This is a genomic window from Neobacillus sp. D3-1R (assembly GCF_052180215.1).
In the GTDB taxonomy this organism is placed as follows: Bacteria; Bacillota; Bacilli; order Bacillales; family Cytobacillaceae; genus Pseudoneobacillus.
The window spans coordinates 348,515-366,090 of the sequence record NZ_CP197471.1 but is presented as its reverse complement, the minus strand read 5'-3'; the positions used below and the strand labels follow the sequence as shown (position 1 = coordinate 366,090).

Here is a 17,576-nt window from a genome sequence, read left to right as displayed (position 1 = left end):
ACCGCCTATTTCTTTAATAAGTCCTGTGCCGATAAACTAAAATCAATTGCTTTGCTCATATCAATAGATATCTCTTTTTTGGCTATTAAGTATCTAAACAGGAATATGCCAGTCCCCTTTTGCAAGCCTTTTTGCTTATCGAAAGTCCTTAACACTTCCTTTAATGAGTCACCACCATTTTCAACTAAAAACCGCAATAGCGTGATTGAAAGTATTTCTTTGTTCAGTTCTCCTTCACTACCTTCTAATAGAGTCTCTCTTACCCATTCAATGTTCTTAGCCAGTTGCCTTGGCAACTGTTTCTCGGTGATTATCTTCCAAGAGATCCCTTTACTTTCCCAATACCGTCTTTCAATTTCGAGCTTTTCCCACGTTACCTTCCGACTCAACTCTGATGTATTTTTTACAGTTCTTGCGACATACTTTTCGCTACCATCTGGTTCCTTCACAGTAAGTAGAAAACTCGTTGTAATTACAAAAGGCTCTCTCGACTCCTTATCAACAAACTTGTCAAAACGTAAATCATCCTTATGATCGATGACTTCCATGACATCCAAAAGGGGATATGACTCTCGAATGTCCAAAACTGAACTATACTCGAATGTCAGGAAAGCCCTGTACATATTGTCCGATTGCAAATGGAAAATTCTCGGTATTTTCACTCCCATTATTCGAGTTGCTCGCCCTTTCGAGGAAAACTCATGGGTTTTTACCCAAGGTATATATTCCTTACCAGCTCCATGACCTCTCCCCTCTTTTATAAATTTTCTAATTTTTGGATTTGAACTGTAATACGGTGATACATCCTTAATTCCAATCATCTTTTCACCTCATTTTAGTGGGCAAAAATAAAACCACGATTTCATATAGTCAATGCCCTCTGTTTTTTTTAAGGCTTTGGCTAAGAAATCGTGGTTCCTCTAAAAATATTCAGTTTATTAATCTTCATAATTAATTCCTTTCAATCTGTTTTACTTTACGATAAAAAGAGGTTCGAGATATATCTAACTTCGTATAAGTATTCACCGCTGTTTGTTTTCCTTCTTTCCATCGTTTATATTCTCTCATAAAATGTTCATCTATTCTTATAGGAGGTCTACCGAATTGAATTCCATTATCTTTAGCAATAGCAATACCCTCCAACTGCCTCTGTTTAATACTATCTCGTTCAAGTTCATACAAAGCACCAAAAATGGTACAAATAAATTTCCCTTGTGGAGTCGATGTATCAATGCTTTCTTTTAAACTAATAACCTCGATTCCCCTATCTGTCAAATCATTTACGATCTCCAGGAAATCTTTTGTATTCCGAGCTAATCTGGAGATAGACTCTATTATTAAAATGTCACCTTCTCTAATAAAGTTCAGCATCTCTTGTAGCTTTGGTCGATTTGTGTCTTTACCGCTTAACTTATCTAAAAAAATCTTTTCCACATTATGTTCTTCCAATGCTTTTATTTGTCTTGCTTCATTTTGGCTTTGTGAAGAAATTCTACAGTAACCTATTTTTATAGTAATCCCCTCCTACCGAATGTATGTTTGTATAGTTTCATTATAAGATGTTTCAAAACCTCTGTGAAGGGCCAGTAACATTCCAAAAGTATTAAAACGGTGTTTTGGGATACTCAATTTTATGCATCACAAATAGTATGATTTTGGGACACAAAGATAAGTTCATATTTCTACAAATCTTTATCTAATGCGATAATCATTTTATTAATAAAAATTCAAATTCCTTTTCTAAAAAGAAATAAAAAGACACCTTATCTTAGATAAGATGTCTTTTGCTATGATTTTCTACTAAATTTTAAAAAGTTACCTCAAATAGTAGTCTTGCTTTTTCATTTAAAGAAGGAGGCATTTGTTCTTGAAGGATTTCTTTTGGATGTCTTAACAATCCATCTCCATTGTGTGTAAGTGAATAGAGAATTAATTGACTCCCCTTATCAAGTAAATCATTTTCTAAGTGTTGAAATCTTAACTGCCAACGAAGCATAATTTACACATGAATCATCATTTTCTAAGTTTACTTCGCATACTGCTAAATTTAACATTATTTCAGAAAGAGTAAGAAAGTAGAAATGCCAATATTGATTATCAATAAAATCTCCATTTTGTATCTTATTCTAAAATAATTAATCATTTCTTGATATATTGGATTTAATGCAAGTTTACCCAAATTGTATTCGCCTTGGTTTATCTAAAGCTAAATCAAACTCAAATCCCTAAGACCTTCAATATATATTTTGTTTTCCGAGTAGTTACGTTTTTCCCTTTTATTAGCTATCGAACTATCCCAATCGTGCATAATAATATGACGGATAAGCATTTTCAAGTCATATTCATCTTTTACTTTTGAATCTCTATCAAAATGCCAGCCCTTATTATAGGCATGTGCATGAAAGATATAAACCAAATCCATTGTACTTATTTTATCAATTGGGTTGACAGCTATTATGATCCAGTTTGCTACAGGAGTATATATAAATAATCCTCTTTCTTTAAGCAAAAAGAAAAGTTTCGTAGACTGCAGTTTAACAACAGCTTCAACTGATGGAGTTTTATATTTAAAGACAGGTTTTAGGAGTCTATCATATATATGTACATATTCCTCTTTTTCTTTTGGTATCACAAAGTATGGTTTATCATTTTTCAAAATTTTTTTCAAGGCGAAAATATGTTCATTTTTCTTTTTAAATAATTCTTTTCTCTCCTCCTCTTGTTTTTTCCTTTCTTCTCTTTCTAATCGTTCTTTTTCCAAACGTTCTTCAAGTTGTTTCTTTTCTTTTATTTCCTTTTCTTGAAGCAATCTCTCTCTTTCTTTCTCTCTTTCTTTCTCTCTTTCTTGCTTTTCTTCTTCTTTGTGCCTCTCCCCCTCTTCCAATGACCTACTCATTAATAATATTTCTTCAATCAATAGTTCATCTATTATTTCACTTGATTTGTAAACACCTTTCTTCCGAAATATAGTTCTATAATCTGGCTTATGTAAACCATCATCATCTATTCTTACATTTAATTCGTAACCATTCTTCCGAAGTATAGTTCGAACATCTGGCTCATATAAGTTATGTATCTTAACAAAATTACAAATTAAAAATGGGTTATCACAAAAGTCTATTAGTTCTTGGATGTATTCCTTTTCAATTATTACATTGGTTATATAGGGATAAAGTGCATTAGGAACATTTTTATATCCCTTACGATCTCTTGATAACAACCTTTTATATTCAAAACACAAAACACTCCAGGGAATGTCCTTTGTTTTTGCAAAGTCACTAAATTTTACCTCTACTTGTTTTTCCACTTCTAAGGATTTATTTATCTCCTCATGATTTTTACTTATTTTTCTAATTTTCATAAACTGAATTCCACATTGATAGCAAAAGTTTGCTTTTTCAATGGATTCTGTACCACAATTTGTACAAAAGTTCATTTGTGCATCATTCCTATACCTAAAATTTTTTACAGATAAGGGTAGAGAAAGTCTAATTTTCTTTTGATACTTTCCAAACTATTTTAGTGATCCGCTATTCAAAATGTCAGGCTATAGATTTTTATCTTTTAGCCTTTTTAATCATTTTACATTATCCTTCCAAAATTAAGCATCATTAAGATTTTGACATAAAAGCCACGTAAGAGAATTCGATTCTATTTGTGTTTATTAATCGGTTGATATTGGGAGCAAGAAATCTACAGCACTTAATTGCAAACATAATAATATTTTTTTCCGATAGTTCTAACAATAATTTCGCATCAATATATAGTCTGTAATTTTTATATATTACAATTTCCAAAAGGAACATTTTGAGACAATTTAAGAGTGATATTCAAATGGATTAATAAAGTTGATTTTGTTACAAAACATTTTGTATTATTTTTACTTTTTTAAATTATCCATGAAGTATAATTTAAATATGAATAATTTCCTTTCCAACTTTCTATACAAAAATCAAAGGAGACATTAACACAAATGAATCCATTTTCATTAAAATATAAAAAGCCTGAAGACAAGATTACCAGTTTGTTTACCCATACATTATCTCAATGTAATCTAATTGAATCCCTTTTTAGATCTATATATGGACAAGAAATCTCTGAAATTAATAGAAATACATACGAAATTGGATTACAGTTACACAATAAATTTAGGATGCCAGTAAAAAAAGCATATTTACTTTCTATAAGTAATAACGGAGAAATTACAAGGGGCGTTACTTCAGTTGAAAATAAAGAGGGGAATCCTGATGCATATTTTTATGATAAACAAAATCAAATTATAGTATTATTAGAAACAAAAATTGGATCAGGAGTAATTTATGAAGATCAATTGGAAAGACATAAGACGAAAGTCGAATCCTTCACAAGCAAAAATTGGAAGCAGGAAACTGTTACATGGAATTGGGTAAAAGAGTTTTTATACAACCAATTATTTGAGCATTATCAACACAATGAGTTAGCTACATACATAATTAATAACTTTATTGGTGTACTAAATGATGAAGTGCTTGGTGTATATGACGAAAATTATTTCCTTTGGGTATCAGGGAATAGACAGACACTTATTAATAATCTCCTTAATGCTTTAAAGTCACAATTCAGCAATTATAATGTGTTATTACCAAACGGAAATCATAATGAGGTACGCCTTATGATTGGGAATAGCAGATTTGCCACATTTGTGTTAAATCAAAATAGATTTATTTTGCATCCTGGCGGTCAAAGAGGTTACAAATGGAGAGTGGACATTTGGAATAATTATAGAATTATTTATGACCAAGGTGCAAAATATCCCAATGAACTAAGTATTCCTTTTACTGCAATAGATGAAAATACTCTTACTTTAAAGTCAAACAATAATGTCAACACAAGAGATGATTATTTCAATCTAATTAATCTTATTTCAAAAACACTTATAGAAAATCCAAGGCTATCTATTTATTTAACCTTTAACACTTAACACTTGAATCTCTAAGAACCATTGTTAATCCTTTAAACTTTTCCATGTACATAAGCACACGTTTAAATATAAAGAGAAGAGCAGGTGTTTAAATGAAATACTTTTCACCAGGAAATTTGTTAGTTGGGGCATTATTGAAAACTAAGTTACAAAAAATTTATCCAAGGTTAGTTGATAATAAGTTACAAATAGCAATCGCATACCTAAAACCAAAACAGTATCTTAGCAATAATGTTGGTATAGCTTCATTACAAAAATCCAAATTATCAAAAAGAGAAGATTTTGTTGCTTTTAATAATTTGAATAGTAGACAAGATGTGAATAAGACTGATAGATTAACACTTAGGAAATTCAATCTAACAATTTGTTTAAATGATCAAGTAACTTTACCTGTAAAACGACTTGGGGTAAATAACTTAGAAATCTATGTTCCTGAAACATTAGGATTTGCCAAAAAAAGGCAAATTGTACTGAAAGAAAAATACTCTCAAAGATAATTAGAATGATGAATAAAAGGAAAATACCTAAAGGTAAACTTGAAGGGACTCTATATCTATATACTAAATTAGAACCCTGTGCTTACTGTATGACTGCTCTAAATGAATTCATTGAGCATACTGGTACAAAAGTATATCTATTATATGAAGAACTTATTTTTGAAATTGTACGTGACAATCTATCCTTCGGGCCACGTTTTATTACTAATATTATTGAACCTACTGATTATAATAAGCTCTTTGACTATGATCCAAGCCTTGCGAATAAAGTAAGACTTGATTACGCAAAGAGGGGAAAGAAATTTTAAAATAATTGTTAGTTATGAATAGAGTTTCCATCTACTAAAATTTTAACAACATAATCACAACAACATACTGCAAAAAATTAAAATAAAAAAACTCTATTCATAACTTTTAATTATAATTTAACTTCGAAATGCTGATGATTTTGAAACATTATTTTCCTCCTAACATTAATTTTATTTTTTTGTTTAACTACACCCTTAATTTATAGTTAAGTCGTGTCATCAGTTCTATTAATCCTGATTGAATAATTCCTGCCTCTTTATCCAATCTTTGATATTCCACTAATGTGATGTAATTTTCCATTACCGAAATATCTAAGAAGGAACGTACCTCAGATAGACTGCCAAGTGAGTAATTTAGATCTTGAAACCTCCTATCAGAAACAACTCCATTTGATTTAATCAGATTTTCATAGAAGCTATCTATTGCCCTTATTAATTGGTCAACTAAGTTGCTTGACTCTTCTTCAGGGAGTTTTCCAACCATCCTTTTGATAGCATCTCTAAATACTTTTGCTTTACCTATAGTAGCTTCCTGGTTTGTAGATTTCGCCTCCTTCATTGGATAACATACGGATGCCTCGACATCCGTTGACAGATAAGGTTCAATTCGTTTCATTAAAGCACCAATTATTCTTGAAATTTCTTCTGCACCATCCTGCAATCTATTATATTTTTCTCTCGTTAGCTTGCCTTGAATATACAATATATCTAACAAAGACTGACATTTTGCTAACATACATATTGCGATATCAAGATGGTCATATTCTCTACCATAATAATAATTTCCATTTCCTTCAGCCGTATTAGCCACTACAGCACAACTTGCTTTTCTCAAAGCATTCATTATAAACCTCTCAGGAGATGGCACAATTTTGATTAAGGTATATATACCCTGTACGAATAGAAGAGCCTTTTGATAGGCAATTAAATCACGAAAGTTTCCTACGTATTCCTTTCTTATCGACATATAAATCTCCTTTTATTTTTTATTCAAGTTCAAGAGTTTTAGTTGGGATTCATTTTAAAATGGAGAGTCTTTTTACTAAGGTTGATAATTAGAGGATTGGTTCTGGGAAAGTAGAAATTTAACTAACTTGATATTATCATACACAGCTTATCAAGTTTTGAGTCTATTCAACTTGCTCTATAGTGTTCGAGCTATTCAACCGACCAAAAAAGTTGTTTAATAATTTCACTACTTGAATTCTACACTCTTCAATAGTGTTCAGTTCTTCTCTTTTATTACACGTCAGTTCATTGAATTGTTGTAAATATTTACTCAATTTCTTCAGGTTATCCTGAGCCTCATTGAACATTTTTCTTCGTACCTTCATATTCAATTGCCCAATACCAGATGCAATGTAAAGGGGAGTGTGTATTGCTAATCGATATGCTTTCTCTGCCATTTCATAATGAATATCGATATCAACACTATCCACTAACCAATATATTGATTGCATTAGGTCGATTGAGCGATTGTACAAATGAGATTGACGAAAGTCTACTACCCTCCAACTTTTTACTTCTATATTTTTGACGTATTGTTTTAGCCTCTTAATTAGAGAAAAAGAAATTTTTAAAAGCTCCACTGCTTCTATATCAGCCTTTTGATATTGCTCAAACGTTATATAATCACGAACTAAAGCGAGGTCTATAAGGGATCTGCATTGACTAATGGATTTTATCGCAACATTAAGATAGTTAAATTCGTTGGCATGATACATGGTTACACGACTTTGGGCAATATTTGTTGCGATTGAAACTGCTGAATTACGTATCTTTTCCTGAATAACGGCATCAGGAAAAGATTCAGAGATATCATATAACCCCTTAGCAAAACTAAGGGATTTCATATAAACCGTTGACTTCTTTGGATCATAATTATATGGCTTTCTCATTGCTTGCATAAATTTCTTTTCTCCTACCCTTCTTGGCAGTATCCACTTGCAGGTCGTAGCGTATAAAATTGCTTCTTTTGTTTGTTTGAAGCTGTCTTAATTTCAAGTTCGAATTGATAAGCCATTTCCTTTGAATTAGAGAGGGAAAAAAGATTGGGATACTTCGAGTGTACATAAAATGAAGATTGTAAAAATGCAGGTAAGAATGGATACCTATTGGTGAACTTCTCAGTGGAAATTTTTGAAGTAATTAAAGAAGGAATCCCGTATTTGAAAGAAAGCCTTGATAATCGAGGGATAAGGTTTGAAGAATAAAAATAGTCTGTATGACTTTCCCATATAACAAATTTTATTCCTGGATTTTGTTCCAATTTTCGAGATATAAGATCGAGACAATCATGTGGCTGATGTGAGGGAAGAGTGATAATCTCTGTGTTAGTCATAAACGCATTGATTTCTAATTGGAATGATGGGGGTAGTGAGGGTAGAAAATCGAAGGTTCCTTGTCCAACTTCAGAGATTGAAAAGAACTCATGAGGGTTATATCTAAATAGCGTTCGGCTCAAATAAAGATCATTCAATGTGTATGAAGGTTGTTCTTTTTGAATTAACAAGGCTTGTGATCCTTTACTAATAAATCGCTCAGTCAGTTGAGTAACAAAGGCATCCTTCAAATATGAATCATGATATTCAAGCAAGTATATTCCTTTCTGTTTCATCCCCTCATATAATGCGTAGAAGTCGTGAAAACTCTTTTGTTCCAAGTGACTATTGTGGATTGGATTGTTCAATTCCAATTCCTCCTCTACTAATAGATTGTTTATAAGCATTTAGCATCGTTATTAACTTCATGGAGTATTCCTCTAATTCTTTTCCCAGCATCTCACCGCTCTTAATTTTACAATTAACTTCCATAACCAAATCAGTTAATTCAGCCTTAACCTGTTCCAATTCCACTAAAGACTCGATTATCTCAGACTTTTCAACAAGAGCATTACCAACTCTTCTATGAATTAAAATCATCCTTTTTCGAAGGGTTTCCATTTCCATACGACTAAAAGATTTTCGATTAATTGCTAACCAATTGAAAAGAGCCTGTCCTACTTCGTCATTGCATTCAAATAGCTGAAACTTACTTACTGTGCTATTCACTTATATTCCGCCTTTCTAATAATTTTGGTTTACCGCTACATAACCCAACTATATTAAGCCAGTTTAAGATATGGTATATACCCATTCTAATAAAAGTTCAAGCAATCTTCTACGCCTTACTTGTCGTACCTTGTTCTATAGTCTATATAGAAGTGAAAGGTTATTTTTTAAGCTACTATCTGCATTTATGGGATTCAAACGTTTTTGTGAAAATATAGTGTTGTTGGATGAAGAGGAGAAAGGAGGAGTTTCTAAACTCGAATTAATTGCTGTATTCAGTGTTGGCACAATACTTATCAAAATGGGATTTCTTCATCTATATCTTGATCATCTGAATCAGTTATTTCTTGTTTCAAATTGGTTATTTCAACTCTCTTAAACACTACTCTCGTTATTTCCTTGTGATCAAAGAAAACTGTTTTAGCAAAAACTTTTCCAAATGCCTTCGCAATGTTCTTTTCATTGATCTTTTTAATATTAGTTACTTTAGCAAGGAGTAGTTTCCTTGCTTTTTCTTCAACATAGGTAAGAAGTTCATCGGTATATTTTGGGATAGTATAGAAGGTTATGAGCCTACAATTAATCTCACCTTCTTTTTTGTTAATTGTTTTGCTTTCACGTTTCTGCATTTCTACCTTTTCTATTGTAGACGCTCTAATGTTCATCCCAATTTTCAATAATTCTAAAGGGAAATCTTTATCATGTGGAGGGATTTTGTGAATCAATCCGATTGAGGAGAATAAATTGATGACTTTAGAAATGGTGCTTGCATCTGTACCAATTAATTCATTTAGATGACGTGTTGATATATATACAACATACATATTCTTATAGGAGTGCTTCAGGAGTGGGGGGTGAATTTGCTCATTCTTCATCATTTCAACCAATATATTCATATATGATTTAGTCAACTTGTATATAGAAGGAAATCGTACCTTCCATTCTTTCATTGAGTTCTCGATAAATTCATTGTTATTCTTCTGCCGAGCTTTCTGTTCGATATCCCAGGCATTTTCTTCATAATCACATCCTAACAAATCTATGAGTCTCACTCTGATTAATTCGATACTTGTTAAATCAGGATACGCTATGTTTATAAGATCTAACAAGCTAAAACTTCTACACAGCCCATCCTTCTCCATCGAAAAATAACGATAAATCCCCTCTTTTTGATCTTTGTCAATCCAAGCAAAATGGTTCTTAAAAAGGATACATGGAAAGTATTCCTTCTCATTACAATTATTTAGATTGATAAACACATCACTGAAAAGGTTCACTTTGGTTACATACGTTATAAACTGCTTATGAGATATTACGTTTACTGGTAGTTCATGCTTAGTCCTTCTCGTCTCCAATGAATACAATCTCTTTTTCCTTTGCAGATAAATTCCTATTTCCAACATTTCCCCAACAGCAAATAAGGTTAAATAATCTTGGTCTTCCTCTTCATAACCGTTCTGTAAGGACTGAATGTTTTTATTCTTTGTGTTTCCATTGACATGATCTCTATTTGCTTTTGGTGATTCGAAATAAGAATCCCACACACTCATACACTGAAAACCTCCTTTTAATTAGTTGATTTTCAGTATATTGACTATTCTTTGACATGACAACGGATTATTTGCTCTATAGTGTTTAACTATCTTGATTAGGAGTAGATGGATAGGAACTTGAAACACAAAAAGTTCCGCAATAAAAACTAAATGTTATTTGATTGGGTTAATGCATAATCACAGCTATGTTTTTAATGGAATGATCCAATTAGACTTGAACAAATACCAATTTGAATATTCTACTGAGTCCATTGAGATAACTTCATTTTAATTAAAAAGAACTAAATAGAATTAGATAATTACAATTTGTTTATGCATCATTCAACTTGGTCAAAACATAAACCTATATATTCGATAAAAAAGTCTATCTGTTGTTACAAACTGAGATTATCATTGGTATTATGCGATATTCTTTATTCCACTTAAATTAGATTTATCCTTAATTAATAGGATGAAAAACGTAACTTTTAACTGACAAGCTACGCTTGTGTTAGAGACTCCTTCCAGTAAATCGTAGCTGTCTCAAATTTGCCATTGAAGATGGGGTTACTGAATATTCCTCTTTCAATTTATATTAGAATTTTGCAAGTGATTTGTTGCGGAATTAACAGCTTTTACTCATTTCTCTTTAAGGGTAACTTTTAATGGTCGCTAACGCTTGAAATTCATACAAACATGCAATGGAATCTGGTAAAGCCTAATGGTTCTAAGACTATATACCATCTATTAAAGATACTGGGCAACAAAAATCAACTACATCTTTTCTGCTAATACACTATACGAATCGAACTGCAATGTTTTGTAATACCAATTGTTCAACCCATGTGAAGGTTGAAGATTCCAATAAAAATACACCTATATAGGTTATAAGATAAATGAAGATTTATTTGCATACATTCTATGAAACCTGCAAAATGAGAGGAATCCGCAATATTGAGGTCATTAAATCCCCCGCATGTGATATTGTTTTGGTTCTATCAATATTACCGATAAAATTTGCACTATAAATCAAGAAATTCTCCCATTGAGTTTAGAATCTGTTCTACATAATTCCCTAAACATGGAGCCATTTGAATATATGAGCTTTAAAATCCATATAAAGAGACACTTATATGAAATATACGACATTGTAAGACAAATTTTTTCGTATAAATTCTTATATTTCATACATAATCACATATGATATAAGGATTAACAATCATTTATCGAAAGGAGAGGATAATTATGAAAGATATTTTAATAGCTTGTGATTCTGGCAAGCATAGTACCAAGGCATTATGCTTCTATAATGAAAAAGAACACTCTACTATTTTCCGCACCAAAGTACAAAAAGCAAAGAACGTTGATGTTGACCTCATAAGCGGTTCATTTAACGTTCATTTTCAAGGCGATTCCTTTTTGGTAGGTAATGTGGTAGGAGAAGACAAGGTTTCATACGAAATTACGAAAAACACCTTAGAACATCGTATTGCTATTTATACTGCCATTACACAATTATTAAGAAAAATAAATTTACCACAAGGAGCAAATATTCAATTAGCAGTTAATTTTCCTATCAGTTTATTTAAAGATCGATTGCTAAAAGATATGTATAAACATGAACTTATGAGCAATAGAGAGTTGATTCTAATATATGTAAACGACCAACTCTTCACTTTTAGAATAACTAAGGTTATGGTGATCAACGAAAGCATCGGCCCTATTTATTCGAGAATTGGTGAATTCAGAATGAAAGATTCTTTAATCATAGATTTTGGTTCCTTGAACATTTCGTTTTGTTGTTATAATGGAGTCCAATATGACCTAAATAGTATGGTAAGTTTAGACAAGGGAATCAGCACTCTACAAAATAAAATAGCTGAAAAACTGACTGAAAAGTTTGGAATCTATGTGAATAGCGATGATGCACTACGGATAATGAAAAATGGATATCTTTCTATTCGGGGAGAAAAACAAGAGAAAAGTACGGAAATAATTCAAGCTCTTACTAAAGAGCATGTTCAAGATATCTTTAACCAAGCTATGGGAAAAGGGATCAGCTACCACAACAGAGATATAATCTTTATTGGTGGCGGAAGCATCATTTTACAAAGTTTACTCCAAAAAGAATTTCCTCTCGCATCCTTTGAAGACAATCCTCAATTTTCAAACTGCAATAGCTTCCTAAGAATTCTTGGTGCTGTAAATGGTAAAGAAACCTCATAAACTAACAATTAGTTTTAGCAAAAAATACGAAGATGTTTTTCTTTTTTTAAACACGAAAGAAAACGCAAGTAAGTTTATATGCGAGCTGATTAGAAAGGAAATGAAAAACGTTGTTAATGAGGAGGATTTTGAGGAAAGGGTGTACAAGATTCTTCTACGATATCTTGAAAATAGAAACATATCATTAATTACTGATAAGGTATCACCAAATTCTTCCTTTCCCAATTCTCGTTTAAAGGATGAAGAGGTTGACTTATTAAATGATTTATTTGGATAACAAAAGAGACGGCTAAAGTTCCGTCTCTTTTGAATATTATATTTTCAACTTACACCCAATGCCTTAAACACAGCATCAATAGGATCTGAATAGAATACAGGTTGTACTTTAATTAACAAATCAGAGGGAACCGTTTGAAAGTCTACTACAGATGATGCAGGAATCAATACCTTTTTTGCTCCTGCGTCAACGCAAACCTGCAAGACGTTAGCAAACTCTTCAACCTTCTCAATGGTTCCACCAACGGTCATGTTCCCCAAAACAACTAAGCTCTCTTGTACTGGCTTCTCTAATGCTCCCGAACATAATCCAATCAATTCAGCAATGGCTAATTGAGGAGTTAGACCTATCCCTTGAAGATCAGCAATATGCATTAGGTAGTCTTTTGTTTTTATTGCAATTGTGCCACTAATGCTTTTGCTGTTCGCAGTAAAGTACCTGTACGAAGTATCCAGACTTTCTTTAACTGCTCGATTAGATCCAACACCTGACTTTTCAAATTTGCCAGAGCCAGATACAACCTGGTTTTCCAGTTTAAAGACTCCAATCATACCAGATTCACCAACACCAACTGTGTAAACGTGTCCTGGTTTGCCCATGCCTTCGGGAATCAGTTTGCCTCCACCCTGTTCAGGAACAGATACATATTCCTCTTGTAAGGACTCCTTATCTATATAAGAGAACATAACATCGTAGAATTCCATTCCACCGATTTTCTTTAGCTGTTCTTTTACACGTCTACGACCTTCAAGAGCATATTGAAGAACTTCTTCAACGTCTTCTCTTGTATATTCTCCATGTGGATATAACAGCTTCATAAAACCTGAAACTGTTTTTCTTACAGCGATAACATCACGCTGATTCAAATTATTTCCAAGTTTAAAAAATTGGTCAATAGAATCTCCGAAGGATCTTTTTCTCATTTCTCTAAAATACTCAGCTAAATAATCTACAATGAACCCATAACGATCTGTGAAGAAGTCTGGTCGCATCTTCGGAATTTCCCATCCTGGAAGGTAGTAGTGCATCCGATCAAAGAAAGCAGAATCATTATTCATCTCCTCTGGAAATGGTGCAAATAAGTGTGATGTTTTGATTAAAGAATCAACACTTTGATTAATATTTCCGACAAAAACCATGGAAGCAGATGCCGTTTTCTCTTCTTTTCCTCTGGCAAAGGAACCGCTTGCCATAAAATCTTTCATAATTTGTATTCCATCTTTATCCTTAAACCTGATACCAGCCACTTCATCAAATGCTACCGTATCCCACATACCCACAAGCCCAACCGTTCTTGATGACATATTGTAAAAAAGATTGGCTACAGTGGATTGCCCGCCAGACACTAAAATGGAGTTTGGACTGATTTCTTTGTAAACATGCGATTTCCCCGTTCCGCGTGGGCCGAGTTCGCACATATTGTAATTGTTTTCTACAAGAGGAACAAGGCGTAACAACAAATGCCATTTCACACGATCACTGAGCTGAGTAGGCTCCATTCCCGTAGAACGAACCAGTATATCAATCCATTCATCCTTAGTGAATTCTTTCCTTCCCTCGATGATTTCATTAAGATCCATATTAGGCATCTGAATGGGCTTTAGATTGCTAACACTAAAAGGACTCACATTCTTTTGCTCTTCATCATAGTAGTAATCCATCTTTAACATACACCAGATTCCCCCCGCCAAGAGCTTATCAAATTCCTTGACGTAGTTAGAGGATATTGGAACTTCTTTTAATCCTAAGTTCGAGAATTCTGCTTCATATGTATCTCTCTTTGGATTTAGGCGAACTGTCACCTTATCAATGATGGAATATTGACCGATTTCTCGAATCTTACTCTTAATCTTTTCCGCTTCATCGGGTCGCACAAAGTTTTCGGAAAGGATCTTCTTAACCCTCGCCACACCTTCTTTTATACTTTCATCATCATTAGTGGCCGCATACATCCCTAATAAGTATTCAAGTACATAAATGGGTACGTTAGCTCCTTCTTTAATGAGCTTCGTTAGATCTTTTCTAACTACTCTTCCCGCAAATACCAAGTTTAGTTTTCTATCTAATTCAAGAACATTAGATTCATTTACTCTCTCCAAATTTCTCCCTCCCTTATCTTAGAAATCAAAGTCACTTACGATTCCCAAATTGATGTTAAATGGTATCTTTTCAAGAATTACATCAGTCTCTATGTCTTTTATGGTTAGGTAATAATGCTTGTTTTTATCATAGGTCGTCGTTTTCAGGGCAAAACGTAACTTAAATGTCCGTTCTTCAGGGTTATCAGATGTTCGATCACCTATTATTGTCTCCTCATTAGAAATAACCACATCATTTTCATCTGCCATAAAAACTAATACAGTTCTCTGCACAACCTTATCTTCTACTTTTTCCATTTGGAAGAAAGAAAGATGGAATAAACTATTCGTAATTTTACGTAAGGAACTTGTCAACTTGATATCCACTTTAACAATTTCTCTGCTGTTGGCTTGTCCCTTGCGAATATTTTTGTATTTGATTAAAGGAACAACCACTTCCTGTAGGCTTGCTCCCCCATGAACAAAATTCACACCAGAACCTTGTATCTTAAAACGGATGGTTGATTTTGGAACATAAGCCCTTACTTGATGATCATTTTTAATGATAGAATTAATATTTATATTGAGAATCCCATCCATTTGTCTATTTTCCTTTGAAAGCATGTATCTTCTTTTCAATTCAATAGCCTGGATATCCTCTTTTTCAATTTTATCACTTTCTACTAACGGCTCTCTTTGGTAGACAAATCCATGATCGGCGGTTATTAAGATGTTTGTTCCAGACAAATCATCTCGAATGATTTTTATTAGTGTGGAGATTTCATCGATCGTCTTTTCCACCGCATTAAACGTATAGATTTCAGTGGAGGCTTTATCCCCCATGGCATCAATTGAATCATGGTAAATGTAAATCAACTTTTTCCCTCTAAAATGCTCTCTTCTGCCTGCTTTGTTCATGGCAAACACTTCTTGTGCATGGATGGCAACACTATCTGTAACTGTAGATTCAATGATTGCCTTCCGATTATCCAGACCACTTGATGACTTTCCATCAACCAAAACCCTTACGTTTTCATCGATATCTAATACCTTGTGCGGTAACAAAGAAGCCATGCCGAGTTTTGTAACAGAAGGAAGAACACTAAGAATTGGTTCGATCTCACAAGCACCTAACGTTTCTGCATTCAACTTCTCCACTATCTCTAATCCGACCTCGTATCTTAGAGCATCTGAAACAATGACAAAAGTCCGTTCACCCTTATACACTTTTGGAGCAACATATTGCTTATAAAATTCCTGCTGATTTGTAATCCCTGGAAGAACCCACTGATCTTTCATATCCGTTTCTACAGCCATAGACCAATGTGAGCTTAAATCTCCCATATACCAATTAGTATAGAGGTTTTCTACCATCGTTTTTAGCTTCTTCAATATCTCACTATTTGGTTCATTATCGAAAGCCACATAAAACTTGCGATAATATGTATCCATGAAGTGATACTCGTTCACATAATTCTTCCAAATATCAATCGCTGATGCCTTTGGAATGCCTGAGCTGTATTTCTTGTGGAACTCGTACATCTTCACAGTGTAGAATAACGCATCAAAGATAAATTGGTATCTTTCATAAAAATGTCTAACTCTTCTAAGATTAATGAGTTTGGTGTATTCCTCAAAATCTTCGTGCAATGCTTCAAGACTATTGGCAATATAAATGATAATAGCCTTGTCGAAATAAGGGAATGTATCTGCCTTTTTAAACGATTCAATCGGAAGTTGGCGAACAAGATCCGCTAATTGTAACTCTTGCTCTATCATTTCTGCCAATTCATTGTAGATTACATAGTCTACCTTGTGGTGCATCCAATGATCAATAAATACTAAGGAATTTGACTTGTTTCTTTCTGCAATAAAACTCTTTACGTTTGTAAGCATTGACTCCTCAACCGAATGACTTAGTGCAGTAAGAGTAAGATGCATAAATAGAGTCTTCAGAGTCTTGTTTTCCCTATCGAAGCCATATAAATGAGAGACGCACTTCCAAAACACATTCAAATCAAAAGACTTGTCCATTGAAATTATGTACTTATTTTCTTCTTCTGAAAGGCTTTCCTTTAATACCGTTCTTAGGACTTCTTCAAAATCAGGTGTTTTTAAATTACACAAAACACTCATGATTGCGATATCAATGGTCTCTTCCGAATAGACCTGAATCCCATAGGACTTAAATTTTTGTGTATTCTTTTTGTTGAAAAATTTCTCATACTTCTTCACAATTGCTCGTAATGATGGATCAATTCCCAAGTCGCTTAATAACAGAGATATCTTATCTGCATAAAACGTCTTTGAATAGTAAAGCGTATCCATAAGCCAATTTTCTTCTACACTCAAATCATCGTTGGTATAGATTAGATAATGGGAGGTCGAATCCTCCTCTTCAAGCAAATATTTTGTGTAGAAGTTGTTCTTTTCAGTTAGCTGATGAAATTTTACTTTATCAAGAGCTACTTGTTGGATTTCCTCAACAAACTCCCTATCCTTATCCACCCAAAAAACAATCTTTCTCTGTTCACCATCATTAAGCGATTCATTAAACATGGCAGTTAATGTGTTAATCACCTGTTCTAAATTCAATTCCACTCACCCCTCTACAATAAACTCCATAAAACAAGGATACACCAGTCATT

At 33.1% G+C, this 17,576-nt stretch carries 16 protein-coding genes; 5 read left to right on the top strand and 11 right to left on the bottom strand.

Annotation, left to right across the window (positions count from 1 at the left end; translation table 11 throughout):
- Window positions 1–5 precede the first annotated feature (5 nt).
- From ACSBPO_RS01775 to ACSBPO_RS01760, 4 genes are all read right to left on the bottom strand, one after another.
- Window positions 6–821, bottom strand: coding sequence for a TnsA endonuclease N-terminal domain-containing protein (locus ACSBPO_RS01775; protein WP_442598187.1), 816 nt, complete (start codon window positions 819–821; stop codon window positions 6–8).
- A 130-nt stretch (window positions 822–951) separates the two neighbouring features.
- The gene (locus tag ACSBPO_RS01770; RefSeq protein ID WP_442598185.1) at window positions 952–1,449 is read right to left on the bottom strand and encodes a recombinase family protein; all 498 of its coding nucleotides are present in this window, start codon (window positions 1,447–1,449) and stop codon (window positions 952–954) included.
- 358 nt (window positions 1,450–1,807) lie between these two features.
- Complete coding sequence (locus tag ACSBPO_RS01765) at window positions 1,808–1,996, bottom strand: hypothetical protein (RefSeq protein ID WP_442598183.1); 189 nt, start codon at window positions 1,994–1,996, stop codon at window positions 1,808–1,810.
- A gap of 210 nt (window positions 1,997–2,206) precedes the next feature.
- A complete protein-coding gene (locus ACSBPO_RS01760) occupies window positions 2,207–3,436 on the bottom strand; it encodes a zinc ribbon domain-containing protein (protein WP_442598181.1) in 1,230 nt (409 codons plus the stop codon).
- A gap of 537 nt (window positions 3,437–3,973) precedes the next feature.
- Between ACSBPO_RS01760 and ACSBPO_RS01755 the strand changes: the two genes are divergently transcribed.
- The 3 genes from ACSBPO_RS01755 (at window position 3,974) to ACSBPO_RS01745 (ending at window position 5,765) form a co-directional block, all read left to right on the top strand.
- Window positions 3,974–4,960, top strand: coding sequence for a hypothetical protein (locus tag ACSBPO_RS01755; RefSeq protein WP_442598179.1), 987 nt, complete (start codon window positions 3,974–3,976; stop codon window positions 4,958–4,960).
- A 92-nt stretch (window positions 4,961–5,052) separates the two neighbouring features.
- Entirely contained in the window at window positions 5,053–5,457 is a 405-nt protein-coding gene (locus ACSBPO_RS01750; RefSeq protein ID WP_442598177.1) for a hypothetical protein, read from the top strand.
- 89 nt (window positions 5,458–5,546) lie between these two features.
- Window positions 5,547–5,765 carry a hypothetical protein gene (locus tag ACSBPO_RS01745; protein WP_442598175.1) on the top strand — a complete coding sequence of 73 codons (219 nt, stop codon included), beginning with the start codon at window positions 5,547–5,549 and terminating at the stop codon, window positions 5,763–5,765.
- Between the two features lie 187 nt (window positions 5,766–5,952).
- On the opposite strand, the gene ACSBPO_RS01740 is transcribed toward ACSBPO_RS01745, so the two are convergent.
- The 5 genes from ACSBPO_RS01740 to ACSBPO_RS01720 form a co-directional block, all read right to left on the bottom strand.
- Window positions 5,953–6,732: a four helix bundle protein gene (locus ACSBPO_RS01740; RefSeq protein ID WP_442598173.1), complete on the bottom strand. Its 780-nt coding sequence runs from the start codon at window positions 6,730–6,732 to the stop codon at window positions 5,953–5,955.
- Window positions 6,733–6,895: 163 nt separating this feature from the next.
- On the bottom strand, window positions 6,896–7,672 hold the full coding sequence (locus ACSBPO_RS01735; protein ID WP_442598171.1) for a four helix bundle protein: 777 nt from the start codon (window positions 7,670–7,672) through the stop codon (window positions 6,896–6,898).
- A gap of 14 nt (window positions 7,673–7,686) precedes the next feature.
- Window positions 7,687–8,454, bottom strand: a complete 768-nt coding sequence (locus ACSBPO_RS01730; RefSeq protein WP_442598170.1) for a hypothetical protein — start codon at window positions 8,452–8,454, stop codon at window positions 7,687–7,689.
- Complete coding sequence (locus tag ACSBPO_RS01725; protein WP_442598168.1) at window positions 8,432–8,815, bottom strand: hypothetical protein; 384 nt, start codon at window positions 8,813–8,815, stop codon at window positions 8,432–8,434. Before ACSBPO_RS01725 ends, ACSBPO_RS01730 begins: the two co-directional genes overlap by 23 nt.
- 296 nt (window positions 8,816–9,111) lie before the next feature.
- Entirely contained in the window at window positions 9,112–10,365 is a 1,254-nt protein-coding gene (locus ACSBPO_RS01720) for a hypothetical protein (protein ID WP_442598166.1), read from the bottom strand.
- A 1,227-nt stretch (window positions 10,366–11,592) separates the two neighbouring features.
- Between ACSBPO_RS01720 and ACSBPO_RS01715 the strand changes: the two genes are divergently transcribed.
- The gene (locus ACSBPO_RS01715) at window positions 11,593–12,573 is read left to right on the top strand and encodes a hypothetical protein (RefSeq protein WP_442598164.1); all 981 of its coding nucleotides are present in this window, start codon (window positions 11,593–11,595) and stop codon (window positions 12,571–12,573) included.
- Window positions 12,554–12,850 carry a hypothetical protein gene (locus ACSBPO_RS01710; RefSeq protein WP_442598162.1) on the top strand — a complete coding sequence of 99 codons (297 nt, stop codon included), beginning with the start codon at window positions 12,554–12,556 and terminating at the stop codon, window positions 12,848–12,850. The genes ACSBPO_RS01715 and ACSBPO_RS01710 overlap by 20 nt, the downstream gene beginning before the upstream one ends.
- A 44-nt stretch (window positions 12,851–12,894) precedes the next feature.
- Here the strand turns inward: ACSBPO_RS01710 and brxL are convergent, their stop codons facing one another.
- Window positions 12,895–14,949, bottom strand: a complete 2,055-nt coding sequence (gene brxL, locus ACSBPO_RS01705; protein ID WP_442598160.1) for a protease Lon-related BREX system protein BrxL — start codon at window positions 14,947–14,949, stop codon at window positions 12,895–12,897.
- Between the two features lie 18 nt (window positions 14,950–14,967).
- Complete coding sequence (pglZ, locus tag ACSBPO_RS01700; RefSeq protein WP_442598158.1) at window positions 14,968–17,529, bottom strand: BREX-1 system phosphatase PglZ type A; 2,562 nt, start codon at window positions 17,527–17,529, stop codon at window positions 14,968–14,970.
- Between the last annotated feature and the right edge of the window lie 47 nt (window positions 17,530–17,576).